Here is a 22,472-nt window from a genome sequence, read left to right as displayed (position 1 = left end):
GAGCGCTTTGAGCGCAAGCAACGAAGCCTTCGACGCAAGCCTCACGGCGCAGAGAAAATCTTAAGGTTCACGCCCACCGACTGGCAAGCGGAATACGTTGAGATCACCAAGTGATAGAACTGCAAGACGTGCGCCTTTGGGGGCGACGATTGGAATTCGCGCTCAAGAGCAGACTTGGAAAGCATGCCACCCGCGCAAACGAGCCAGATCTCTCGTTCTGCACCGGGCGATTGCTTTACTCGCGCGAGCATCTTGCGGAACGCCGCAGACCCAGGCCCGACTCGCCTCCTCGGAATTCGATCGGTCTTCTTTGCCTTGCCCTTTCCTTTGCTGAGCGTCCAATCCTGATCGAACTTTTTGAGCGCTCCCGGCAAATCGTCGCCATCGCTTTTCAGAAAGGCGAGGTTCTTCACTCCTTGTCCACAGACGTCGTAGAAATCTGAGGCGGAAACGCCGGGGGCACCGGGCTTATGCTTCGCTACGACGAAGACCGCCCGCGCGCTTAGCGGATTGTCGTCGACGCCGATGAAATCGCCGGCCTCTGTGCCGAAGTCGTCGCAGACCAAAGCCGGGAAAGGAGCCCCGAATTCAGGGGTACCGCGCCTGTGCGTAAGGGCGTCATCGATCACACGGAATAGCGAACCATTCTGCCAGGTTGGAAGGTCGGCTCCGATCGGAACGCCCTTTTCCGACGTGACCGCGCCAAGTTGTTTGACCGGGATAACAAGATCCAGGACGAGTCTCCCGGGACCGTCGGGCTTCGCGAGATCGAGATCGAGAGCATAGAATGCGCCGTTAACGTACGCATGCTCAAGATCCGCGGTTATTATTCGGAATGGTTGAAGTTGATTCAGACGCTTCGCGAGCGAGACCTTCGCTTCCGATTTCGATTTGACGTGACTAAGAGCGGGCGACGTCAGCCAGTATTTGCGCTTCTTGGCGTCCCACTTGATCCAAACCTTCACGTCCGCGCCATCGACCTTCAGCGCGAAACGGAAAGGTGCCGGCGCAGTCGGACCAGCGTCCACTTCAATATCCACGCATAGTCCGTCCGGATCGAACTTTGCGTCGACCTGCGTCGTCGGGCTGTTGAATTGCCCGGTCAACTCGAGCATATCGACGAGGATATTAATCGGCGTGGTATCGGCAGGCGTGTCGGTCGGCGCAGCAAATCGCGACAATATCTGGGACCCGGGCCGCTTCGCTTTCAGAAGGCCGTCGATTTCCGCGCACCAGTCGCGAAACTTGGTGGCGGTGAGATTGGTGCCCGCACCGTCTCTGACACGGCTGCGGGAGAATCCCACCGCTCGCCGCGTACCATCTGCCCACCCGCCTGCCCGCGTGACGACGTTCATGTGTTCGCCCATGAAGACGCCTGCCCGTTCCAAGGAGCGCGCGGACAGCGAGCGCGACCGAAGAGCGGACGGTCCGAGATCGGTATTCTTGACCGCGAGAAACGAAACCGTGTTGTCGACGTCTTCGGGTAACAGCGAGCGCAATTGCATGGGCCGAAGACGACCAGTCAGCTCATCGAGTTCGTCGATCCACAACCCGGCACTGTCGTAGAAATACAAGCGTCTGCCGATCAGGGTGTAGATCGTCACCTCGAGCGAGGCCGCCTGAAAGAGATATTCCGCAAGAAAGGGAGACTGGTTCATCCGCAATGTGACGTGATAGCGGCAGGTTCCTCCCGGGATGCCGCGAGTCTGGTGTTGAAATCGGTCTTCCGCATCGAGTGCCTCGGAAACCGCAGTCTGAAATTTGTCCAGGTCAAACTGGTCAGAAACGTCATAGACGAGCGCGGCCTGAGGAAACCTCAGATCGTCCGAGAGATCTGCATCATCGAGGTCAATTCGGGTACGGAACTTTCCGCTGACGTAGTCCATCTGCGGGAGAGCAGCCACCAGGCCTCGGAGCACATCGTCGCCGTTGCGGAGCGGCGGTTTGCCTCCGTTCGCGACGCAAGCCTTGTCGTAGGCAAGGAAGCTTCCCCAATCACGATCCACGTCGTCGGACGGCCGGGTCAAAACGCATGCTTCGGGCATCTTCGTGCCGAGGGGGGCCGACTGGCGCGTGAGCCGGCCGACTTGCTGCACCAGCATCCTTGTATTGCCGAAGGGCTCGTACAGCGCGAGCACCGAGCATCTTGGATCGTCGATGCCCTCCACCAACATGAATTGATGGATTAGGAAGCGCTCGGATCTTTGACGCAGATCCGCCGGTACGTCGGGCCGAAGTTGCGCCCCCGGTGGCCCGGCCGGCGTGAAGTTGTTGTGCAACGCCATAACTCCGTCCGTGCGCCCGGCGAGGGCGGACAAGAACGCTTGGTACAGATCGACGACAGTATCCTCGCTTCCTGCCCGTACGATCACCTTGTGGCCGCGATCCAAGCGACCGGTCGTGACGAGCCGGTCCGTTTCCGCCACTACCTGTCTCGCGAACGTTGCTGCGTCGTCCGCTAGATCTATCTTCCGCAGTTCGACGCCGCGGATTAGCGCGCTTGCGACGGCCTTCTCGAAGGAGAGAAAATAAATGTAGCCGTCATCGACATTGAACACCTTCAAGTCGCCCCGGAAGGGCGTGGCGCTGAAGAGCACGGTCGGCACGTTGAAATCGCGGACGACGGCGGCCCAAAGCGGGGCCGGCTCTCGATGTCCCTCGTCGAAGACAATCGTTCCGATAGTACCCCGCAACAGGCCAATGTCGCCCGTAGCGTGGATCTGTTGCACGGCTTGGATGGTCGCGACCACGATCGTCCGTAGACCGGCAGATCCACGCAATTTGTCGCCCATTTGCCGAACCGAACCTGGCAGTGCCTGAAAGATTTGGTCGGGGCGCCACTCCGGTCCGGCACCGATTGTGTCCCAAAACCGCGATCGGAATTCGGACATCAACTGTTCTACTAGCGCAGCGGACGGACAGACAACGAGGACGGGAGCGGACGTTGCCCGCATTATAGCAAGCACAGCCATGACGCCGGTCTTCCCGGTGCCGGTCGGCATGTGGATCAAGCAGCCCCGTTTGCTTCCGGATGCGAAGTAAGCCTCTCCTATCCGGACTGCGTCGCTCTGATGCTTCCAAAGTCCCAATTTCTTCAACTCTCGGTCAGTCATTCTCGATACCGTCAATTCACTCACTCGCCGGTGACCAGTTCGACACGAGCGGGTCAAGCACACCCACCTAGCAGCGCATTAGTGCGGCATCTATGCAACCTTGGGTTAGGTAAGAGCCTGGCTGGAGTTGCGCCCCGAAGTCGCAGGTCCATTAGCTCGACACGTCTTATTCAACCATTTTCAACGAACGCGGTTGGTTGGCTAAACTAAGTGCCTGAGTTTGCTGGCGCTCCTTGGGGGAATCGGACCCTATTTCAGCATTGAGAGGACGATGGTAGCCAACGCTCTAACCGTTGGAATGTCGTTTCCGAAGCACTTGAATATGTAGCTCTGAGAGTTTGAAGTTTGATTTAAGAGCCGCAATCGGTGTGGTGTTAGCTCTTATGCCGGGCCTGGTGAGCCTGAAAATGCGTTACCGCTTCGGGCAACGGATGAAGGCTTGGACTGGCTCCTGGAAGAACTTGCCATTGACGTGATGGCCTGATCCCTCCGCCAAGCTCCTGGCCATCTCGGGAAGTTCGCGAAGCGACCGGTCAACATCGTCCATGGCGATCGGGCGATCGGTCTCCGGCGGATCGATGCGCACCACGTTCGGCTTGCCCAGCAGCAAGAAGGCTTGCCCAAGGGCATTCTTGGATTGCGCCCGCGCCGCGGCGTTGAATGAGCGCATAAAGGCCCATTGGGCAACGCCGCCCTTCTGAGCGTCGGCGTCGACCGTAAACGTCGACGTGCCGGTCCCGATTGACAAGACTCGCATGTTCTCCCGCGGAACATCAAAACACGCCAAGACGTCAACGACGGCGTTCATAATTGGATTGTTGGCCCAAATCCCGCCGTCGATCATCACATAGCCGTCGTCATCAACGGCCGGGAAGTAGGACGGCGCCGCCGTCGTGTGCAGGGCGACATGGGCGAATTTCTTATGGCGGTCGTTCTGATAGTCTGGATGGTGAGGCGTTTTGTAGATGAAGGGCTCGCCATGCAACCCCTCAAAGCTCGGAACGACAAGACGAGCCTTGGCATCGTCGAGGAAGGCGTCGCCGAAGACCTGCAGTAATTCGTCCTTGAGTACGTTCTGGTTATGCTTGGGCTTTGAGATCCAGCGCAGCGCCCGGCGCAGGCCGCTGATGCCGCGCATCGGTGGAAAGATGCGCGCTCCGCGCTCGCTGTAAATCTTCAGCGCCTCACTTGCGGTCATTCCGTGCGCGAGGGCTAGGGCGATGATGCCGCCGGTCGAGGTGCCGGCGACCATGTCGAAATAATCGGAGATTGGGCGCCCTGCCAAAAAGCGCCTTTCGAGTTCGGCGAGATAGGCGGCGGGAAAGACGCCGCGGATGCCGCCGCCATCAATGCTCAAAATGCGGAACGGCCGGTCCTGCGGCCAGGGCTGCTTGAGCCTCGCCGTTTGCAGCGTGCCATCGGATCGACGGGGCGGGATGTAGTTCAAGGTGTTTCCTTTCGATGTGGGGGTGGATCTCCTGCATGTCGGCCGCCGCCGCGCCAGACGCCTGTGATGAGCCAAAGCTCGTAGCAGACGATCCAATCGCACGCCCACGGCAACGTGGTCTCGGCGATGGCCATGGAAAAGTCCCACTGACCGGCCTCGGGATCGAACAGGCAAAGGGTCGGATCGTCGGCTGGTGGATAAACATGAGGCAGCGCGCCCTCGGCATTGCCCGGGAGCCGGGTCAGCGGAGGCGTGAGGATACGGACCTCAGGGAAATTGCCGACCGCATATCGAATTTCCAGCTTGTAGCGGGTGAGATGCGGTTCGACATGGCCTGTCCACCGGGCCGCCTGCTGCGCGCGATCGATGTTGTGCGTGGTGAACAGGGGCCACGTCGACTTCATTCGGGCGACCTGCGCGTCGATTGACATGGGCCGCCGTATCACCGTCAGAACCTCACCCCGAAGAAGGTGTGGGCTTTGGCTGAGGTCGCCGGGCCGACCAGCGGAGCGACCGCGGCGCTGAGTGAGCGCCCCGTACCGGGCACGAGTAAGCGTCCCTTGCGGGAGTAGCTCTGCCGCGAGTTCTGAATGGCGGCGCCGAGCCGGATGGCGGTGCTGTCCGCCGCCTTGGTGACGACGCGGTCGCCGAACATTTTGCGCAACCACTCGCCGATGGCGTCCGCCGCCATCGTCATCTTGGCCATCGCCTCCAGCCCGTTGACGAGGTCCTTGAGATGGTTGGCAAACCTGTTCTGCTGAGCGACGGATTCAGGCCACCGGTCGGTAAAGACGTCACTCGGACACATCGGATTGGCGACATGCAGCCGCTTGCCGCTGATCGATGCCGCCTCAATATCACGCAGGATCCATTTCGCGATGCGGATCACCATCTCGGACAAGCGCATGTTCGGACGCGCCGCGAGCGCCGCGTAATAGGAAAGCACGACCGACGGGGGAATGCGGCCACTGTAGTCGGCATACCGGATGTTGCGGAAGCGCTTGATCAATTGCAGCGCCAAGGTGGCGGTGTTCTTGACAGAAAAATGCGTTTGATCCGGAACGTCGTCGACTTCGGCCTCGTCTTTGGCCATGAGCTCGTCGATTCCCCGCCAATGCCGGTCGAAGGATTTTGCGAGCCGCCGCTCGAGCGGCGTGCGCTCCTGATACCAGCAAGCAAAGGCATAGGCATTCATGTCGACCAGGCGATCGTCATGGCTGGGCTTCGGCCCCTTGGCGTGCATGATATAGCTTTCGCGCTCGGTTGTATCCGCAACGCGAATGCCCGGCGTGATATCAAGATGCATCTTGTCTGCGTAATGCAGAGTCACGCATCGGGTCTGTCGCGTGATGCGCTGCACGGGATAGTTGACCAGCGCTTTTTCCAGCTCGATCAAGACCGCCAGTGGAGCCATCTCGCGGAAATAGCCGCCGAGCTGCGCCACGATATCGAGGTCATATTCATCGTCGGTGCCGCGGGTCGAGATCGTCGCGTCGATGGCCATCGACCCCTGGGGGTAGAAATGTTCGATCAATCCGGCGAACGCCGAAGTGCCCTCGAGCCGCTTGCGCACGCCCGCATATCGGTCTCCGGCCTGGTCGAAGAGGGACGGCGGAAGCTGCAATTCGATAGCAATCTGCGCCAACAGCCGGTCGAGGGGATCTTCGAAGGGGTCAAGGCCGTCATAGGCCGGCAGAGTCAGCATGAAGGTTCCTTTCCGGGTCCAAGGCTTGGTCCCGGCCAACCTAGCCTCCCAAGCGGTAACGTTAGTATCGCTACTCCGAACAAAGTAAAGAGGGTTGCCTCCCGCTGTCAAGGGTCATAGAGTACCGCTACACCGAATTTTCTGAGTTACATCGCCTCGGGGAGACAATGCCTGACAAGTTCGGCAAAAGAATCAAAGAACTACGTACCGCAAAGAACATGACCTTGGACGACCTGGCCAAGGCGACCAGTTCGGCAAAAAGCTATGTCTGGGAATTGGAAAACAAGAATCCGCCGCGGCCTTCGGCGGAGAAGCTGTCGGCGATCGCGAAGGCGCTCGATGTGACTGTGGATTATCTTTTCGGCCGCGATGAACAGAGCGTCGGTGACGCCACCGATCTTGCATTCTTTCGGGAGTATACCGGCCTGCCGTCTGAGACGAAGGAACAGCTGCGGCAAATGGCCAAAATCCTTGGAGCAAAAAAAGATAAATGACCGTTGCAGATCGACCGCGCCCGCTGAAGGAAGCCAATCGCATCACGCAATTGCTGGACGCCTATCACGGAGCGGATCGCTTCGATCGCCATCCTGTTGATATGCAGTTTCTGGCACTCGAATATTCGAAGCAGATCGCACCACAAAGCCCGATCGTCACCGTCGAAGAGCGCAATCTGAAAGGCTGCATGGGCGCCCTCGTCTACAGTGAGACCAAGCCGCGGCAATGGGGTATCGCCTATCACAAGAACCAGTCGCCGGGGCGAAAGGCCTTCACCCTGGGGCATGAATTCGGGCACTACATTTTGCATCGCGATCTAATCGAAAGCGATGAGCAGTATGATGGTGGAGTCTATTGCGACGAAGAAAGCATCCTGCAACGCAACGGCAAAGGCATTGAAAAGGAGGCCGACGAGTTTGCGGCAACTCTTCTGATGCCCTTTCATGATTTCCGGCGTCAGCTTCCGGCAAACGAACGACCCGATTTCAAGCGCCTCAGCGCTCTTGCAAAACGATACGGCGTCTCCCTGACCGCTGCGATCTTGCGATGGCTGGAATATACCGAGACGCGCGCCATGATGGTCGTATCAAATGAAGGTTTCGCGCTATGGGCGCGATCAAGCGATCCCGCCTTGAAATCCGGACGGTTTATTCGCACGAAAGACACGGTGTTCGAGCTTCCTGCTGCAGCTTCTGCGAAGAGGCGACTCTTCACCGAAGAAACAAAGGCCGGGCTTGTGCAGCCGGCCGAGGCTTGGGGATTTCCTGAAGGGCTCCTTGAGATGTGCATTCGGTCCGAACGGTACGACCAGGAAATCACCCTCCTCCATTTCGAAGGGAGTGCACCAATCTTTTTTCGGGATGAAGCGGATTTGGAAGATACTTACGATCGGTTCGTGAAGAACGGACAAACGCCTGCTATGCCCTTGAGACAAGATCGCGGCTTTGGGTCACGCCGCTAGCCAGAAAAAACGCAGCGGCGATCATGTTCATCGCCTCCTAGGGGTCGTCCGATTTGAAGAAATGTACGTGGGGGTCCATCGTCACCTACAAGCTGCTATGGCCGTCGAAGGTCTGCACCGTCTTCGGCTTCTGGTCTGTCCGATTTGCACTCTACAGCGCGCAGGAGTTAGCCGCGGCATCAGATCCGTTTTTTTGGCCACGCAGGCGGTTTAGATCAACCCATCCGAACAATTGGGCTACGCGCAGATGGCATCGAAACGAGTCAGCAGGAACTTCGTCAGCTACCACAAAAGCAGCGCCTTCCTGATAAGCCCGCGTCGACTCCAAGGTCGCACCATGGAAGTAGCCGTCTCGCTCAGAGGGGCTTGATCCGGTCGTGGCGGAGATCATCGAAGCATATGCAGGAACCATGGTTGACAATGAAAATGTCAAGCAGCGCCGGCTCGTCGAGTTCAAGGACGGTTGCCGCTATGGCAAATTTGGAAGAACTAAAGCTTATGAGCTGATCGCCCACGAGAGAATCAGGGCCTACAAGATGGGGGGCAAGACCATGATTGATCTCAACAGCGTAGATGAATATCATGCTTCGCTGCCGAGGGTCGAAAGCGAGGGCAAGCTAGGCTGCCGATCCGCACAGCGCGCTACGTCCTCACACTGCTGCCATGACCGAAAACACCGATAGTGCTCCGTTCGACTCCGCGCTAGGGGCCATTGAACCGCACGCCGGAATGCTCACCGCACCGCCGGCCGGGCAACAGCTTTACAAAATCATGACGGTTGAGAACCTGCTCCGGTCGGTGAGCGGCGGATACCTCTATTTCAACCGGGTCGATAGCTACAAGGACTTCCGGAATGCCGACGGGCATGACGGTGAGCAGTTGCAACAAGATCGCGCCGCCAATGAGGCCGCCCGGTTCGAACGGGCATCCGATTTCTCTGGGGCGGACTATTATGACCGCTGCCGAAACCGGACCTATGCGAGCTGCTTCTCACTGGAGAACTCCGACCACATCTGGCGCGAGTACGGGAATGGCAGCGCACATGGTAAAGTTGGCATTGCTTTCGACTTCGCGAAGCTGCGTGCCGTCATCAATGAGACCATGAGGGTCAGGAATGGACTGCTGTACCGAGGAAACGTCTGCAAGCAGATATTCTCCGTAAACTACGGAATCGTCGATTATTTGTCGTGGGAAGAAGCGCGGGAAAACATCGACCGGATGCCCAATCCGATCCGCTACACCTACGTCAAGGACAAGAGCTATGCTGATGAGCGCGAGTTGCGTATTTCGCTTTCGGCGATTGGCATGGGACATTTCGTCTTGGCCGACGGCACGAAGATGGAATTTCCCCTTGGGCTCGAACTCGGCTTTGATTACCGAAAAGCTATGACAGATGGCACGATCACGGAGGTTTTTCCCGGCCCGGGCTGCGACCTCGAATTCCTCCGCGATGAACTCGGCAAGCTCGGCATCAAAGCGGTAGACGGGGCGGGCTAAAGGCCAGGTGGATAATCGAGCGGCACTTCGCCGCCGTTGTGCGTCCCGATCCATAGGTCTTGTTCGAGCGCCGGCTTCTTTAAACCGCGCGGCTCCAGTAATTCGGCGGGCGTTTCTTGCAGGCCACAGAACGCGCTTATCCGGTGATTACCGTCGAGGATACTCAAACCATCGGGAAGCCTTATCGCAACAAGCGGCTTTTCGAACACGCCATTCTTCATCAGGTAATCTGCCCCCTTCTTGAATCGCCTCCCGGTCTCCTCATCAATCGTGCCGCTTGCTTTCTCCATCAACACTTGTGCCACAATGACCTTCGTACCCGGGCAGAGATTTGCAAAGCCACAATCAGTCGTTTCGCGCTTCCAGCTAACCTCTCGCCACCATGAAAGGGGCCTGTATCCAAGGATAGCTGCCCACGCGTGATTGCCGAGCGGCTCCGGCGGAGGCCAACCCGTATCACCAGCGCTGCGGTTTGCGAGGTAGAACAGCCACAGTTCAATGACTGCATCGGGCCAATGCGGAAGATCGCGCTTTATGTCGGCCAGAGATACCTCCGGCGGTCGCCACTTCTTCTTCAGAATCTCGGCGAGTTCTGTAGCTTCGAGCAGCGTTAAGCTCGACAATTCCTCGAGGAGCTTCGGCACATCAGCCATGGCGTGATCCTGCGGCCTGCTTTTATTACCACTATCACAGAAACGCCAAACAGAGGCGGACGGCGGCTATCTGCTTTTCGGCTGCAAAACTGCCCTCTTCGTTGAGCAGGGTCGACGCGATTGAGCGGAAGTCGTGGGCGTAGTGGTCGCTGCCGGGGCCAGTATCGTAGCTCATAATCTGCAGCGCCTTGTTCAGTGTGTTGTCGGACATTGGCACGCCATCGTTATTGGCCCGCCCAGCAGATGGCTGATCGCGATCGGCGTTTTCAGCGTCGGTCTGGCGCCGCCCCCGAAGTCGTTCGCCACGAGGTACGTGTCTAGCTCGGCATTGTGGGGCACAGTGTAGAGAGTACGCATGACAAGACGCTCCCCTGACCTCGCGCTATCAAGTTAGGGCGATCCCGCCGCGATTCGAGTCAGAGCCGGGTTCGATTCCGGTCGGGACAATTGCAGAGGCCGGAAAGGCATCGGGCGTGCGTGCTGCGGGGAGCCTGCCGGATTATTTTTTGCCAGCTAATAGCGCAGTCCACCTGTCGGTATTTCTGTCGGTATCGGCAGCCACAAGCGGTGAAAAGTTCTTTTATTTCCAATCGTTACTTGATTAGGCGACTGCCGGCCAGGGGCACCAGCCTTCGCTGCTTCGCAGCTACGGCTGGGCGAGCCAAACTCCGCACCGTCGAGGCGAAGCTGCGAAGGCTGTCCCGCCGAAGCCTTGGCGAAGGCGGACTGGTTCAACGAACCTCAGCATCGCCCTCCCTAGCCATCCTCCCATCCGCACTGTATAAACCGGTAGCTTCTTCTGTAACTCGAAGAGGCTCACATGAACGACCTGCACACGTGGCTTTCGCAGCAGCACCACGGTTTGCGCACCTTCCGTACATTTCAACAGAAGCTCGAGACGCTCGGCCGGGACGATCCCGCCCAGCGCGGCCTGTGCCGCCTGTTGAGCGGTCTCGTCGGCAGCTATGTCGAGGCCTTTGACGAAGCCCCGCTGCCGGTCGAGGTCGCCGACGGCGCCTATCACCGCCTGCTGACGCTGGTTGCAAGCATCGACCTGAACGCCGACGCCGACCGGCGGATCGCCGACATCAACCGGGTTGCGGAGAGTCGGCTCTGGCAGTGACGAGAAAGTGCCGCGTGCAACCGGCGTCGGCCTCCCCGACGCTCTGTGCCGGCAGCAGGCCGCGTGCGTGCCGGTACGAACGACCATCGAGGCGTTCGACTTCGCCAAGTCGATGCCTATATCCTGCAGCAGTACATGGTGTTGCAGCGAGCAGCTTTGATGGCCAGGAGACGCACGACGGAAGCCGATGCCGACGACCTCCCCCGCTATTTCGTCTGGGTCCGGGGCCTCGAAGGCCCCGAGCCGCAGAAATGGACGGCGATGGATTTCGGCATCGGTGACTGGAAGCGGCCGCTCGTGCTGGCCTATCTGGAACTGCCGGAAGGCGAACGGCACCTGCCGTTGTCGGCGCTGGCGCGGCGCTATCCGCCGCCGCGGGTGGAGACATTGTAGGCTGTGGAGTGGGTTAGCGTCAGCGTAACCCACCACTGTCTGTCTCCGCGAAAGCAAAAGAGGTGGGTTACGCTCCCAGCCTCCGCTCTTCGAGCTTCGGCAGGTTGCTAACCCACTCTACGAAGAGCGATCCTCACTTCCCCCTCGCCGCCGTCGGCGTCAGCCCGAACCGCCTGCGGAAGCAGCGGTTGAAATAAGAGAGGTCGTTGAAGCCGCAGGCAAACGCGATGTCGCTGATGCGGCCCTCGCGGTGGGCGAGGAGGTCGGCGGCCTTGCGCAGGCGCAGTTCGTTGAGGCGCGTGGTAAAGCTCGCGCCGGCTTCGAACAGCAGCTCGTTGACGTAGCGTTCGGAGAGACCGGCGGCGGCGGCAAGCTTTTGTGCGGAAAAATCCGGTTCGTGGAAGCGCGTTTCCAGAATCGGCAGCACGGCCTTGAGCCGCACGGCGCGCAGGCCCCGGCGGCGGGCCGCGGCTGCAATATCGCTGCGGGCGCCGAGACCGATCGCGGCGAGATCGAGCAAATGGGCGGCGATCGCCATGCCGGCCTCGTCGGCGGCGGCGGAATGGCGCAGCAGGAGATCGCTGTAGTCCATCGCCAGCGACAGCGCGCCGCCGGGCTCGAGCTCGCAGCCGACGAGATCGTCGGCATCGGGCACCATCGCCCGCAGCGTATCGACCGGCAGATGCACATTGGTGAAGCGCTTGTGGCTCGCGCCGTCAGCGGCGAAGAACGGCTCGTCCAGCTTGAGCAGCACCATCGATCCCGGCCGCATGGTGAACTCGCGGCCGCGATGGACCACCTGCGAAGAAAGATCTCCGGTATTGCGCGCGAGGCAAAAACGGTCGTCGCCGGTCTCGATCACCTGGCGCTTCTCCCGCCGCACCGTGACGAAGCTGCCGTCGCAACGCCCAAGCATGGTGGTGCCGATGTGGATCGAGTTCATCGTGGCGCGAAACGGCACGTCGGATGCCGGATCCAGCTCGCCCGTGTTGGAGAAATGCTCGAACAATTCGGCGAAGCGAATGAAGCGCTGCCGGTCGGACAGGCCCTGCGGGAGCATGTCGGTGGAGAGCGCTTTCCTGATGACGGACATCGAAAGGACTTCCAACAAAGACTTTTTCGAAAAACGTCGTGCGTGAAACCGGCCGAACCTCGCAGGCAGGAAATGACCCCGTGCTGAAGGCCGCAGCCCGCAGGCTATCAGCACGCCAACGTGAATCAAGCTGCGCCGGTCAGTCCAAGCCGTGACGTCGCCGGCGCCGGACAGTCCAAGACGGTCCGCATCGGCGGGCCCTATTCAGGCGGCGGTTGCGGCATCCGCCACACAGGGGGCTGCATCCGGGCAACCGGGCGGGCCCAGCCTGACGCCCGCTGGGGGAGACAACGACATGCGAACCTCTCTACCCCGCAGCTTCGTGCTCGGCGGCGTCATCGCGACCAGCCTCTGCATCGGTTACGCGCTGGGCGCGCAGCCGCACATGGACGAAGCCATCGCGATCCTGCAATCGGCCCGCGCCGAGCTCGGCAAGGCCGAGCCGAACAAGGGCGGCCATCGCGAGAAGGCCATCGGGCTGATCGACCAGGCGATAGCCGAAGTGCGCGCCGGCATCGCATTCGCCGCCGGCCATTGAAGCAACCGCACTCGGGAGACAAGACATGATGCGCACCCTGTTTGCCGCAGCCGTCGCGCTCGGCGCGATCACGGGCGTTGCCCAGGCCATGCCGCTCGCGCCGCTCGGCGCGAGCGCGAATGGCGACGTCATCGCCGTCGCCGGCGGCTGCGGCCCCGGCTGGCATCGCGGCCCCTACGGCGGCTGCCTGCGAAACTACGCCAACCCCGCCGCGCATGCCTGCCCGCGCGGCTTCCATATCGGGCCCGGTGGCCGCTGCCGCGGCAATGGCAGGTAGAGGCTGATCGCTCCGCCTCTCCCCGTTCGTCGGGAGAGGCGTCCGCGGACATCGCTTGCCTTCGCCGTCCGGCACGCCGACCAGCACAACCAAATGCTTTTCGCGACCGTCATTCCGCGGCGTCCGACCGCAGCGAGAGTGCAGGTTCCCGCTTGCTACCTCAGCGGGATTGTGTGCAGAATACACCTTATTTTCTGACGCAATCATTGATTGAATCCGGGGAGCGCTGCGCGGCCCGGGCCTGAAGCGCTCCTCGCGAAATTGCCGGAGAAGCCCATGCCACATCATGATGGCGAGCGGAACGCCGATATTGCCGGATCGGAACACCCACATAGCGACATGAAGGCCGGCAGGACGGCCGGCTCCGCCTCCTCCAAACGCAAGCTGGTGCTGTTCGCCGATGGCACGGGCAACGCGTTCACCACCCAGGAATCGAGCGTCTGGCGTCTCTACGAGGCGCTCGATCACACCCAGCCGGATCAGATCTCGCACTACATCAAGGGTGTCGGCACCGCCGGCTGGGCGCCGCTCGCCGCGCTCGACGGCGCCACCGGCATCGGCGTGCCCAGCAACGTCCGCAAGCTCTATCGCTTCCTGTGCTGGAACTGGCGCGAGGGCGACGAGATCTACATCTTCGGCTTCAGCCGCGGCGCGTTCACCGCGCGTACGCTGGCGTCCATGGTCGCGAGCCAGGGTCTCGTGCCGGCGGAGATCGAAGGCACCCCGGTGTCGCACGAGGAGATGGAGCGCAACGCCATGGCCGCGTGGCGGGAATACCGCCGCGACACCGTGCCATTGAAGAAGAGCCTGCCGACGATCTGGATCGCGCGCTTCATCCGCGATCTCCTGCTCTATCTCTATCATTCGATCTGCGGGCACCGTTCCTACGCCGATGTCCGGGCGGCGATGAACGGTCGCGAGAACGTCGACATCGAATTCATGGGACTGTTCGACACGGTCGAGGCCTTCGGCGTCCCGATCGAGGAGCTGCGCGTCGCGATCGACTGGGCGATCTGGCCGATCTCGTTTCGCAATCACCGGCCCTCGCGCAAGGTGAAGCACATCTGTCATGCGCTGGCGCTGGACGACGAGCGCACCACCTTCCATCCGCTACGGATCGACCAGAGCCATCTGGCGGCCGACCAGACGGTCAAGGAGGTGTGGTTCGCGGGCGTGCATTCCGACATCGGCGGCGGCTATCCGGATTCCACGCTGTCCTTCGTGCCGCTGGTCTGGATGACCGATCAGCTCGACGGCAGGCTCCGTTTCCAGGACGGCGAGATCGAGCACTTCAGGGAATACCAATCGGCGATCGGACCGAAGCACGATTCGCGCAGCGGCGCCGCCGTGCTCTACCGTTACGGACCACGCCCGGTCCTCGCCGGTGAAGTCAATGGCGGGCTGCCGGTGGTGCACTTCGCCGTCATCGAACGCATGCTGTTCGGCTGCGACGACTACGCGCCGATCATGCTGCCGGCGGACGCGCTGGTGCTGATGCCGGACGGCAGCAAGCTGAACCTCATCGAGGACGGTACCCGCGAGGCGATGAAGCAGGCCTATGTCGCGAAAGCCAAGGGCCCGCGGCGCGAGAAGGAGGCCGAGGACTTCACGCGCATGAACACGCCCAGCGCCGAAATGGCCAGGCTCACGCGCGACACCGTGTGGTGGCGGCGCGTCGCCTATTTCTCGCTGCTGGTCATGGTCGGCGTGATCGCGATCTGGCCGTGGATCGCCCGCAGCCTGATCGGGGTGTCGAAGGACCACGGCCTGCAAGGCACGGTGGTGCTGCACGTCATCGCCACCATCGACTGGCTCGTTGGCGGCGTGCTGGGTCCGCTCGCCAATCTGGTCAGGAACGTCCTGCCATCCTATGCGGCGCCGTGGCTCGACATCACGCTGTATTACCCGTTCGTCACCTCGATCGTCCTGGCCATCACGTACCTTATCTGGCGCAGGAACTCGGTGCTGCGCGACACCATCCAGGAACGCGCGCGGCTGGCCTGGAGCAGGCCACGTCGCATGGCAAGCCGGCAGAATGTCGATGAGCCCGGCAGGCTGCTCCGCTTCGCCCGGTGGATGCGGCTGAATGCGGGGCCGGCCCGCTGGATTTTCGCCAGGTTCGTGCTGCCCGGCGCCTTCCTGTTCATCATCTTCTATTCCGCACTGCTGATTGGAGCGACCAGCGTCTTCACGGCGCGCGTTGCGACCGGCAATATCTGCACGACGCCCGGGCCGGAGGCAGGGACGCCCGTGCCCGACGAGCCGGTCGATGCGCGCGGCCGTTTCGCGACGGAGGAATTTTGCTGGTGGAGCGGCCTCGCGGTCGAGAAGGGCCGCAAATACCGCGTCTGGGTCGAGATCGAGGATCCCTGGTTCGACCGCACCATCATGAGCGGCACAAACGGCTTCACGACCTATTTCACGCCTCACTACCTCGCCCTGCCGACGCTCCGTCAGTTCGGCGCCGCCTGGTTCCAGCCCGTGGTACGCGTCGGCACGAAGGGAATGAGCGACATTCCGCTGCAGGCCGTCAACGTCATGCCGGCCGACGAATTGCCGCGCCGGATGAATCCGACCATTCCGTTCGAGGACGATGCGGACAAGCGCAAGGGCAGGTATCCGACCCAGCTCGACAAGACGAAGGAGTTCGAGGCACTTCCCGACAACAATCCGCTCAAACTCGCTGTCGGCAAGCTCGGACCTTTCGAGCCGGTGCCGAAGGATGCTACGGCGCGCACGATCTGGGAGAACCAGAAACTGTCGGGACGGCTGGTGGCGGAATTCGTCGCGCCCGACGCCGGCGATCTGTTCTTCTACGTCAACGACGCCGTGCAGATTTACCCAACACTGCTGCCGGCACCGTTGCGGCCGGCGAAGCTCGACGCGGTCCAGGGGCCCTATGAGCAGTTCTACAAGAACAATGCCGGCACGGCGCGTATCATCGTGCAGCGACTGCCGAGCCCGCCCATGCCGACGGATAAACCGGCCGCGACGAAGCAGTAGGCACCCGCGTCCCGGATGCCGCCTCATCGCCGCCCCCATGATTATGGGTGTCGCGGCGTCCGCGCCGCGGTTAAGCTGACCTCGCGCCACGGGGGACACGCGGTGCGGGACGATGGACATGAGCGAACAGGGCGAGACGGGTGAAGCCATCACCATCCTCCTCGTCGAGGATGACGCGCCGACCTGCTGGCGGCTCCAGGATGCACTGGTCAAGGCCGGCTACGAGGTGCGCAGCGCCGGCACACTGGGAGAGGCCCGATCGGCGCTGGGCGAGGCGACACCGCGCGTGCTGCTCACCGATCTCAGGCTTCCCGACGGCCACGGCGTCGAGCTGATCCGCGAGGTCCGGCAGCGCTTTCCCGATACCGAGATCATGGTGATCTCGGCGCTCGGCGACGAGGAGAGCGTGATCTCCGCGATGACGGTCGGCGCCACCGGCTACCTGCTCAAGGACGCCTTCCCCACCGATATCGCCACCACCGTGCGCGATCTGGTCGCCGGCCATTCGCCGATCTCGGCCTCGATCGCCCGCTTCATCGTGCGGCGAACGCAAAATTCGGCGGAGCCGCCGCCGGGCCCCGCACTCAACACCGCAAGGCTGACCCCGCGCGAGATCGACATCCTCTGGGGCATCGCCAAGGGTTTCAGCTATGCCGAGATCGCGAGCCATCTCGGCCTGTCCAGGCAGACCGTGCCCGGGCACATCAAGAACATCTATCGCAAGCTCGAGGTCCACACGCGCAGCGAAGCGGTGTTCGAGGCGGTGCAGCAGGGCCTGATCAAGCTGTGAGCGAGATCGCGGCGAAGGCAACGATCAAACCCGCGCGGCGCCGGCTGCTGGCCGCGCGCCTCGTGCCCTACCTGCTGCTGCAGGCGTTGATCGTGATCGCCACCATCCTCGGGCTGCGGCTGCTCCAGCCGAGCGACCCCGACGATTTTGCCTTGAGCGGATTTTCGCTGCGGGAGGACGGCGCGACGCATCCCGTGACGCTGCCGCATTTCACCTCGTCGCGTTACTCGCTGGCCGATCCCCCGCTCTACACCGGCGCCTTCACCTTCCGCCGCGGCGATGCGGCGTCGGGATGGTCGGTGTTCCTGCCGCGCTTCAGCAATGCGGTGGAAGTCGCCGTCAACGGCGTCGTGGTGCTCGATTCGCGGCGTGATGCCAACGCCAACCGGCCGGACCGCAACACGCCGCAGATTGCGCTCATCCCCGCTTCGCTGCTGCGCGACGGCAGCAACGAGCTCACGGTGCGGCTGTTCGTATGGGGGCCACTGAAGGGTTTTCTCGACACCGTCTATGTCGGCCCCGATGCAGCCTTGCGTCCCGCCTATGAGACGCGCACGCTGCTGTTCGTCACGCTGCCGGTGGTGTTCTCGGCGTGGCAGTCCATCCTCGCCGTCATCCTCGCGATCATGTGGCTGATGCGGCGCCGCGAGCCGGTCTACGGCGTGCTGGCGGCGGCGATGGTGCTCGGCGTGGTGCAGGCGTTCGTACCGCCGCCGGTGCCCCCGGCCACCACGTCGCGGCTTGCCTCGGTGCTGCTGGCATCGGCGCCGACCGAGAGCGCGCTGATCGTCGTGTTCGGCGTGCTGTTCTTCGGCTGGCGCTGGCCGCGCTACGGCACGCTGCTGTTCGCGCCGGGCATCGCCGTGTTCGTGGTCGGGCTGATCGCCGGGCCGCCGCTGCCGCGCATTCTGTTTCTCCTGCTTGGCATCCCCACGGTCGGGGTCTGCCTGGTCCTGATGGCCTGCGTCACCGCGGCCGCGGTGGTGCGGCGGCAGGATGCCGCGAGCTTCACGCTCGGCTGCGCGGTGAGCATCGTGCTGACCTGCTGGGTCCACGACATGCTGTCGGTGTCCGAGATCGTCACCAACGAACGCATCTTCGTCTCGCGCCTGTCCTATTCGGCGATGCTGGTCGCGATCGGCGCCGGGCTGACCTGGCGCTTCGCCCGCGCGCTGAACCAGGTCGACAGCTTCGCCGGCCAGCTCGTGACGCGCGTGCGCGAGGCCGAGGAGCGGCTGAAGGCAAGCTTTGCCCGCGAGGAAGCGCGCGCCCGTGCCGCCGCGCTCGCCAACGAGCGCACGCGGCTGATGCGCGACCTGCATGACGGCCTCGGCGGCCAGCTCGTCAGCATCGTCGCGCTGTCCGAGCGCGGCCATGAGGGCGCGACCATCACGGACGCCGCCCGCGCGGCGCTGAAGGATCTCCGTCTCGTCATCGACTCCATGGACGACATCGGCGGCGACCTCATGCTCGCGCTCGGCTCCTGGCGCGAGCGCGCGGCGATGCAATTGCGGCCGCACGACATCGCACTCGACTGGCGCGTGGCGACGCCGCAGGGCCTGCCGCTGCATCCCGAGCTGAGACCATGGCACGTCATCCAGATCGTGCGCATCCTCGACGAGGCCGTGACCAATGCGGTCAAGCACGCGCACGCCGGCAATATCGCGGTCACGATCGAGACGCTTGACGCGGACCAGGGGCCGTACGGCGTGATCAGCGTGACCGACGACGGCCGTGGTTTTGCGCTGGCGGGCGATTGCGCGGCCGCGGGCACGAGCCAGACCGCACGGGGCCTGCGCAACATGAGAAGCCGCGCTGCGCGCTGCGGCGCGGTGCTCGATCTGGGCTCGGATGCCTCGGGCACGCGGGTACGGCTGCAATTGCCGCAGATCTTTCCCGACAGCGACGCCGCTGCCAGCTGAAAAGCCCCCCTCCCCGAACGTGTGGGACGCACGGAGAGAGGGAACGGGCCGGATGGTTCTCATGCGGAGGACGGGGGGTGGTCGTCCGCAAGTCATCCCTTCGCCCGAAGCGATGCAATCAACTCAATCGAACGAGATCGTCAGCGGATGCCGACGCGATTGACCGGACCGCCGCGATTCATCGGCGTGCCGGCACGTACGCCGACACCGGGCGCACCGACGCCGGGCGTCGCGACCGCAACTGCCGCGACCGGGGCTCCCGGCGCGACCACCACCGCCGCCGTCGGCCGCACCACGCAGCCCTTGGGCACGCCGACCGTCTTGCAATAGACCACCGCCTGCGCCGGGCTCGTGCCCAGCGACACCATCGCAGCACCCGCCAGCGCCATGATCGTCAGCCCGGCACTCAGCGCTCCCGCTCTTTTCGACATCTTGCTCTCCTGCTTCCCGTTCGGCGTCCCGGTGCAATCACCGGGTTTCGCAGCCGACGTGCAGTCTGAATGGCAAAAGACGGCGCACGGATACATGCCATGAAGATGGGGGTACGGAGGCCAGGAGCGCGAGCCGATGCCATGAACATGGCATGGACCGGCACCAGGCCTTCGCGAGATGGTCCGCCCGCTCGATCCCAAACGGGACCACCGACAATCCCAAAGAGGTGCTTTATGAAGATTTCGGTTCTTGCCGCGCTGCTGCTCGCCGCCACCGCCCTGCCCGCCGCAGCACAATCCGGTCCGACGCTGCAGGAGCAGATGGCCTGCCGCGGCGACGCCAGCAAATTCTGCGCCGAACATGTCGGCAAGCCGCCGCAGATGAACGCCTGCCTGCGCGAGAACAAGTCGAAGCTTTCGGACGGCTGCCGCAAGGTCGTGGAGTCGCACGGGGGCTGAACCAGTCGTCATTCCGGGGCGCTCCAACGGAGCGAACCCGGAATCCATCTCGCCACGTTCTCTGCGGATAGATGGATTCCGGGCCTGCGTGCTGTGCACGCCTCCCGGAATGACGAGGTCGCACGCAAAGCACAATTCTTGCAAGCACTCCGCGTCACGACGCTGTGATCCTCGGAGTGCCATTCAATGTACGACACGATCATCGTAGGCGCCGGCTCGGCCGGCTGCGTGCTGGCCAACCGGCTGTCGGCCGATCCACATCGCAAGGTATTGGTGCTGGAGGCAGGCCGGGCGGCGCCGCGCGCTTCCGACATTCCGTCGGACTGGCCGACAATGTTCAACACGGCGGTCGACTGGAGCTACTATACCGAACCGCAGGCGGGCTGCCGCGGCCGGCGCATTTTCTGGCCGCGCGGCAAGATGGTCGGCGGCTCCGGCGCAATCAATGCGATGATCTATATCCGCGGCCTGCCTTCCGATTACGACGGCTGGGAGAAGGCGGGATGCGCCGGCTGGGCGTGGCGCGACGTGCTGCCGAAATTCATCGCCTTCGAGAACAATGCGCGCTTCATCGACGATCCCTTGCACGGCACGAGCGGGCCGTTGTACGTCGCCGACGTTCCCCATGTCGACCCGAACGAATTGAAATGGCTGGAGGCGGCGCAGGCCGCAGGGCTTCCGCACAATCCCGATTTCAACGGCGCCAGCCAGGAAGGTGCGGGCTTTTTCCAGTTCGTCATCAGGGACGGTGAACGTTTCGGCACCGGCAAGGCCTATCTGCGCCCGGCGCTGACGCGCGCCAATCTCACGCTGAAGACAAGCGTGCGCGTAACCCGCATCATCATCGAGCGCTCCCGCGCGATCGGCGTCGAATATCTCGAGAACGGGCAGCCGAAGAGCGCCTTCGCGACCGGCGAGGTGGTGCTCGCCTCCGGCGCCATCGGCTCGGCGCAACAACTCCTGCTGTCGGGCGTAGGTCCTGCCGACGAATTGAAGGCGGCCGGCGTGGAGGTCGTGCACGAGCTGGCAGGCGTCGGCAGGGATCTCCAGGACCACATCAACATTCCCATCACCTTCTACACGAAGGAGAAGATCGGCGTCGGCGCCTGGACGGAAGAAAGCCTGGCCGCGAGCCTTGCCGAGTGGGAAACCAGCCGCAGCGGTCCGCGCAGCTCGCCCTGGGTCGCCGCCGGCGCGCATGTGCGTAGCCGCCCCGATGTCGAGCCCGACCTCCAGCTCTACGGCGCGATCAGCCCGCACCGCGACTATGTCCGCTTCCTGTCGTCCAGGCCGGGCATCACGCTGCATGCGACGTTGCAGCGGCCGAACAGCCGCGGCCGGATCACGCTGCGTTCGGCCGATCCGATCGAGCATCCCGCGATCGACCCCTGCTATTTCGCGTCGGATGCGAGCGGCAGCGACATCGCGACCATGATCGAAGGCGTGCGCATCAACCGCCGCATCGCCGCGCAATCGCCGCTGAAGGAGATGATCGAGGGCGAGGTCACGCCGAGCGCGGAAGCCGCGAGCGATGCGGAGATCGCCGACTATATCCGCGGCCATTGCACCACGCTCTATCACGCCGCCTCGACCTGCCGGATGGGCACGGACGATCTCGCCGTCGTCGATCCGCAGCGGTTGCAGGTGCGCGGCATTGACGGCTTGCATATCGCCGACGCCTCGGTGATCCCGATCATGGTCTCCGGCAACATCCAGACGCCGACGATCCTGATTGCCGAGAGCGCAGCGGCCGCGATCCTGGGTTAGGCGCTAGTCGTCGTCGTCGGGGCCGAACAGCCTGATCTGCGGGAAGCCGCCACGCGGCCGGCCCGCGTAATCGCGCGCGTGTGAGTCTTCGCGAATGTTGCGGGCCACGTCGTCCCAATCGGTCCGGTCGCGCATGTCGCGTGGATCGCGGGAGTCATAGCGGTGTCGCTCGGACCAACGCTCGCGGCGATCCATCCGGCGCCGTTCGGACGCGGCGCGCTTCACGTCAGAATCCCTCGCCTTGGCATAAGCGTTGTCAGGTGACGGGGGCGGCTCTGTCGAAGCCTGCTGCTCGACGGGCTTTGCGGCTTGCGATGGCGGTGCCGGCTTCGCCGGCTCGACTGCGGCCGCTTGCGATGGCTGCGGCGCAGGCGGTGCGGCGTTCGCCTGAGTGGCCTGCGTGTCGTCGGGCTTTGTCTCTGGCTTTGCATCGCCCCGCGCCTGCGCGGGCGCAGTGGTCATGGTGCCGAAGGCTTGCGAGCCGGTGAGATATTGCACGCGCTCCGACGGCGCATTGCTCTGGGCCGGCGCGGTAGCGGCTTCGGCGCGCTGCGCCATCTTGCCTGTATCCGGCCCCTGCTTGGGCGCGACCGGATTCATGATGTTGCCGGCGACGATGCCGCCCCCGAGACCAATGGCGATGGCCGCGACGATGGTTCCTGCACCGACGAAATAGGCTGTCGAGGCGCGCACTGGTCCACTCCCTCTTTTGGAGCGGGCAACGCCTGGAGATTGCCGGATGTTCCTGATATCGGCGGTTCCCCGAGGCGCGATGGCTCGCCATCGCGCCTTGGCTCATTGTTTG

22 protein-coding genes are annotated in these 22,472 nt (G+C 62.9%); 13 read left to right on the top strand and 9 right to left on the bottom strand.

Annotated elements, in window-relative coordinates:
• Positions 1 to 41: 41 nt before the first annotated feature.
• From E4K65_RS33240 to E4K65_RS33225, 4 genes are all read right to left on the bottom strand, one after another.
• Positions 42 to 3,113, bottom strand: coding sequence for a DEAD/DEAH box helicase (locus E4K65_RS33240; RefSeq protein ID WP_135177709.1), 3,072 nt, complete (start codon positions 3,111 to 3,113; stop codon positions 42 to 44).
• 412 nt (positions 3,114 to 3,525) lie between these two features.
• The gene (locus E4K65_RS33235) at positions 3,526 to 4,560 is read right to left on the bottom strand and encodes a CBASS cGAMP-activated phospholipase (RefSeq protein WP_135177708.1); all 1,035 of its coding nucleotides are present in this window, start codon (positions 4,558 to 4,560) and stop codon (positions 3,526 to 3,528) included.
• Positions 4,557 to 4,991, bottom strand: coding sequence for a type II CBASS E2 protein (locus E4K65_RS33230; protein WP_235885815.1), 435 nt, complete (start codon positions 4,989 to 4,991; stop codon positions 4,557 to 4,559). The genes E4K65_RS33235 and E4K65_RS33230 overlap by 4 nt, the downstream gene beginning before the upstream one ends.
• 17 nt (positions 4,992 to 5,008) lie before the next feature.
• Positions 5,009 to 6,304: a nucleotidyltransferase domain-containing protein gene (locus E4K65_RS33225; protein ID WP_235885814.1), complete on the bottom strand. Its 1,296-nt coding sequence runs from the start codon at positions 6,302 to 6,304 to the stop codon at positions 5,009 to 5,011.
• 128 nt (positions 6,305 to 6,432) lie between these two features.
• On the opposite strand from E4K65_RS33225, the gene E4K65_RS33220 reads away from it, so the two are divergent.
• From E4K65_RS33220 to E4K65_RS48245, 4 genes are all read left to right on the top strand, one after another.
• On the top strand, positions 6,433 to 6,759 hold the full coding sequence (locus E4K65_RS33220; protein ID WP_135177707.1) for a helix-turn-helix domain-containing protein: 327 nt from the start codon (positions 6,433 to 6,435) through the stop codon (positions 6,757 to 6,759).
• Positions 6,756 to 7,721: an ImmA/IrrE family metallo-endopeptidase gene (locus tag E4K65_RS33215; RefSeq protein ID WP_135177706.1), complete on the top strand. Its 966-nt coding sequence runs from the start codon at positions 6,756 to 6,758 to the stop codon at positions 7,719 to 7,721. Before E4K65_RS33220 ends, E4K65_RS33215 begins: the two co-directional genes overlap by 4 nt.
• A gap of 377 nt (positions 7,722 to 8,098) precedes the next feature.
• Complete coding sequence (locus E4K65_RS33210) at positions 8,099 to 8,404, top strand: hypothetical protein (protein WP_235885813.1); 306 nt, start codon at positions 8,099 to 8,101, stop codon at positions 8,402 to 8,404.
• The gene (locus tag E4K65_RS48245) at positions 8,385 to 9,218 is read left to right on the top strand and encodes a DUF2971 domain-containing protein (RefSeq protein ID WP_209312109.1); all 834 of its coding nucleotides are present in this window, start codon (positions 8,385 to 8,387) and stop codon (positions 9,216 to 9,218) included. The genes E4K65_RS33210 and E4K65_RS48245 overlap by 20 nt, the downstream gene beginning before the upstream one ends.
• Here E4K65_RS48245 and E4K65_RS33200 read toward each other — a convergent pair.
• The gene (locus E4K65_RS33200; RefSeq protein WP_135177705.1) at positions 9,215 to 9,871 is read right to left on the bottom strand and encodes a hypothetical protein; all 657 of its coding nucleotides are present in this window, start codon (positions 9,869 to 9,871) and stop codon (positions 9,215 to 9,217) included. The two genes, E4K65_RS48245 and E4K65_RS33200, sit on opposite strands and share 4 nt — an antisense overlap.
• 34 nt (positions 9,872 to 9,905) lie before the next feature.
• Complete coding sequence (locus E4K65_RS47735) at positions 9,906 to 10,082, bottom strand: hypothetical protein (protein ID WP_167771348.1); 177 nt, start codon at positions 10,080 to 10,082, stop codon at positions 9,906 to 9,908.
• Positions 10,083 to 10,691: 609 nt separating this feature from the next.
• Between E4K65_RS47735 and E4K65_RS33195 the strand changes: the two genes are divergently transcribed.
• Both E4K65_RS33195 and E4K65_RS33190 read left to right on the top strand, forming a co-directional pair.
• On the top strand, positions 10,692 to 10,994 hold the full coding sequence (locus E4K65_RS33195; RefSeq protein ID WP_135177704.1) for a hypothetical protein: 303 nt from the start codon (positions 10,692 to 10,694) through the stop codon (positions 10,992 to 10,994).
• A gap of 159 nt (positions 10,995 to 11,153) precedes the next feature.
• Complete coding sequence (locus E4K65_RS33190; RefSeq protein WP_025575772.1) at positions 11,154 to 11,387, top strand: hypothetical protein; 234 nt, start codon at positions 11,154 to 11,156, stop codon at positions 11,385 to 11,387.
• Positions 11,388 to 11,520: 133 nt separating this feature from the next.
• Here the strand turns inward: E4K65_RS33190 and E4K65_RS33185 are convergent, their stop codons facing one another.
• Positions 11,521 to 12,480: an AraC family transcriptional regulator gene (locus E4K65_RS33185; RefSeq protein WP_135177703.1), complete on the bottom strand. Its 960-nt coding sequence runs from the start codon at positions 12,478 to 12,480 to the stop codon at positions 11,521 to 11,523.
• Between the two features lie 295 nt (positions 12,481 to 12,775).
• On the opposite strand from E4K65_RS33185, the gene E4K65_RS33180 reads away from it, so the two are divergent.
• The 5 genes from E4K65_RS33180 to E4K65_RS33160 all read left to right on the top strand — a co-directional run bounded on the left by E4K65_RS33180 (position 12,776) and on the right by E4K65_RS33160 (position 19,010).
• Positions 12,776 to 13,018 carry a hypothetical protein gene (locus tag E4K65_RS33180; RefSeq protein ID WP_049823732.1) on the top strand — a complete coding sequence of 81 codons (243 nt, stop codon included), beginning with the start codon at positions 12,776 to 12,778 and terminating at the stop codon, positions 13,016 to 13,018.
• Between the two features lie 25 nt (positions 13,019 to 13,043).
• A complete protein-coding gene (locus E4K65_RS33175; RefSeq protein ID WP_135177702.1) occupies positions 13,044 to 13,295 on the top strand; it encodes a GCG_CRPN prefix-to-repeats domain-containing protein in 252 nt (83 codons plus the stop codon).
• 276 nt (positions 13,296 to 13,571) lie between these two features.
• Positions 13,572 to 16,298 (top strand): T6SS phospholipase effector Tle1-like catalytic domain-containing protein, encoded by a 2,727-nt coding sequence (locus tag E4K65_RS33170; RefSeq protein ID WP_135177701.1) that lies wholly within the window; start codon positions 13,572 to 13,574, stop codon positions 16,296 to 16,298.
• A gap of 118 nt (positions 16,299 to 16,416) precedes the next feature.
• A complete protein-coding gene (locus tag E4K65_RS33165) occupies positions 16,417 to 17,088 on the top strand; it encodes a response regulator (protein WP_167771347.1) in 672 nt (223 codons plus the stop codon).
• A complete protein-coding gene (locus E4K65_RS33160) occupies positions 17,085 to 19,010 on the top strand; it encodes a sensor histidine kinase (RefSeq protein ID WP_135177699.1) in 1,926 nt (641 codons plus the stop codon). The genes E4K65_RS33165 and E4K65_RS33160 overlap by 4 nt, the downstream gene beginning before the upstream one ends.
• Before the next feature lie 140 nt (positions 19,011 to 19,150).
• Here E4K65_RS33160 and E4K65_RS33155 read toward each other — a convergent pair whose 3' ends face one another.
• On the bottom strand, positions 19,151 to 19,441 hold the full coding sequence (locus E4K65_RS33155; RefSeq protein WP_025575761.1) for a hypothetical protein: 291 nt from the start codon (positions 19,439 to 19,441) through the stop codon (positions 19,151 to 19,153).
• Between the two features lie 234 nt (positions 19,442 to 19,675).
• On the opposite strand from E4K65_RS33155, the gene E4K65_RS33150 reads away from it, so the two are divergent.
• Entirely contained in the window at positions 19,676 to 19,900 is a 225-nt protein-coding gene (locus E4K65_RS33150; protein ID WP_025575760.1) for a cysteine rich repeat-containing protein, read from the top strand.
• Between the two features lie 186 nt (positions 19,901 to 20,086).
• A complete protein-coding gene (locus E4K65_RS33145; RefSeq protein ID WP_135177698.1) occupies positions 20,087 to 21,667 on the top strand; it encodes a GMC family oxidoreductase in 1,581 nt (526 codons plus the stop codon).
• A gap of 3 nt (positions 21,668 to 21,670) precedes the next feature.
• On the opposite strand, the gene E4K65_RS33140 is transcribed toward E4K65_RS33145, so the two are convergent.
• A complete protein-coding gene (locus tag E4K65_RS33140) occupies positions 21,671 to 22,360 on the bottom strand; it encodes a hypothetical protein (protein WP_135177697.1) in 690 nt (229 codons plus the stop codon).
• Positions 22,361 to 22,472 lie beyond the last annotated feature (112 nt).

Origin of the sequence: Bradyrhizobium niftali, assembly GCF_004571025.1 — a bacterium.
In the GTDB taxonomy this organism is placed as follows: Bacteria; Pseudomonadota; Alphaproteobacteria; order Rhizobiales; family Xanthobacteraceae; genus Bradyrhizobium; species Bradyrhizobium niftali.
Note: the sequence above shows the minus strand (reverse complement) of the source record. Positions and strands in the feature narration are given on the sequence as shown.

What these genes read in the sequence shown, in the direction of transcription:
- E4K65_RS33240 (WP_135177709.1), bottom strand. Translation starts at nt 3,113, where the DNA reads ATGACTGACCGAGAGTTGAAGAAATTGGGACTTTGGAAGCATCAGAGC.
- E4K65_RS33230 (WP_235885815.1), bottom strand. Translation starts at nt 4,991, where the DNA reads ATGTCAATCGACGCGCAGGTCGCCCGAATGAAGTCGACGTGGCCCCTG.
- E4K65_RS33220 (WP_135177707.1), top strand. Translation starts at nt 6,433, where the DNA reads ATGCCTGACAAGTTCGGCAAAAGAATCAAAGAACTACGTACCGCAAAG.
- E4K65_RS33215 (WP_135177706.1), top strand. Translation starts at nt 6,756, where the DNA reads ATGACCGTTGCAGATCGACCGCGCCCGCTGAAGGAAGCCAATCGCATC.
- E4K65_RS48245 (WP_209312109.1), top strand. Translation starts at nt 8,385, where the DNA reads ATGACCGAAAACACCGATAGTGCTCCGTTCGACTCCGCGCTAGGGGCC.
- E4K65_RS33200 (WP_135177705.1), bottom strand. Translation starts at nt 9,871, where the DNA reads ATGGCTGATGTGCCGAAGCTCCTCGAGGAATTGTCGAGCTTAACGCTG.
- E4K65_RS47735 (WP_167771348.1), bottom strand. Translation starts at nt 10,082, where the DNA reads ATGTCCGACAACACACTGAACAAGGCGCTGCAGATTATGAGCTACGAT.
- E4K65_RS33195 (WP_135177704.1), top strand. Translation starts at nt 10,692, where the DNA reads ATGAACGACCTGCACACGTGGCTTTCGCAGCAGCACCACGGTTTGCGC.
- E4K65_RS33190 (WP_025575772.1), top strand. Translation starts at nt 11,154, where the DNA reads ATGGCCAGGAGACGCACGACGGAAGCCGATGCCGACGACCTCCCCCGC.
- E4K65_RS33185 (WP_135177703.1), bottom strand. Translation starts at nt 12,480, where the DNA reads ATGTCCGTCATCAGGAAAGCGCTCTCCACCGACATGCTCCCGCAGGGC.
- E4K65_RS33180 (WP_049823732.1), top strand. Translation starts at nt 12,776, where the DNA reads ATGCGAACCTCTCTACCCCGCAGCTTCGTGCTCGGCGGCGTCATCGCG.
- E4K65_RS33175 (WP_135177702.1), top strand. Translation starts at nt 13,044, where the DNA reads ATGATGCGCACCCTGTTTGCCGCAGCCGTCGCGCTCGGCGCGATCACG.
- E4K65_RS33170 (WP_135177701.1), top strand. Translation starts at nt 13,572, where the DNA reads ATGCCACATCATGATGGCGAGCGGAACGCCGATATTGCCGGATCGGAA.
- E4K65_RS33165 (WP_167771347.1), top strand. Translation starts at nt 16,417, where the DNA reads ATGAGCGAACAGGGCGAGACGGGTGAAGCCATCACCATCCTCCTCGTC.
- E4K65_RS33155 (WP_025575761.1), bottom strand. Translation starts at nt 19,441, where the DNA reads ATGTCGAAAAGAGCGGGAGCGCTGAGTGCCGGGCTGACGATCATGGCG.
- E4K65_RS33150 (WP_025575760.1), top strand. Translation starts at nt 19,676, where the DNA reads ATGAAGATTTCGGTTCTTGCCGCGCTGCTGCTCGCCGCCACCGCCCTG.
- E4K65_RS33145 (WP_135177698.1), top strand. Translation starts at nt 20,087, where the DNA reads ATGTACGACACGATCATCGTAGGCGCCGGCTCGGCCGGCTGCGTGCTG.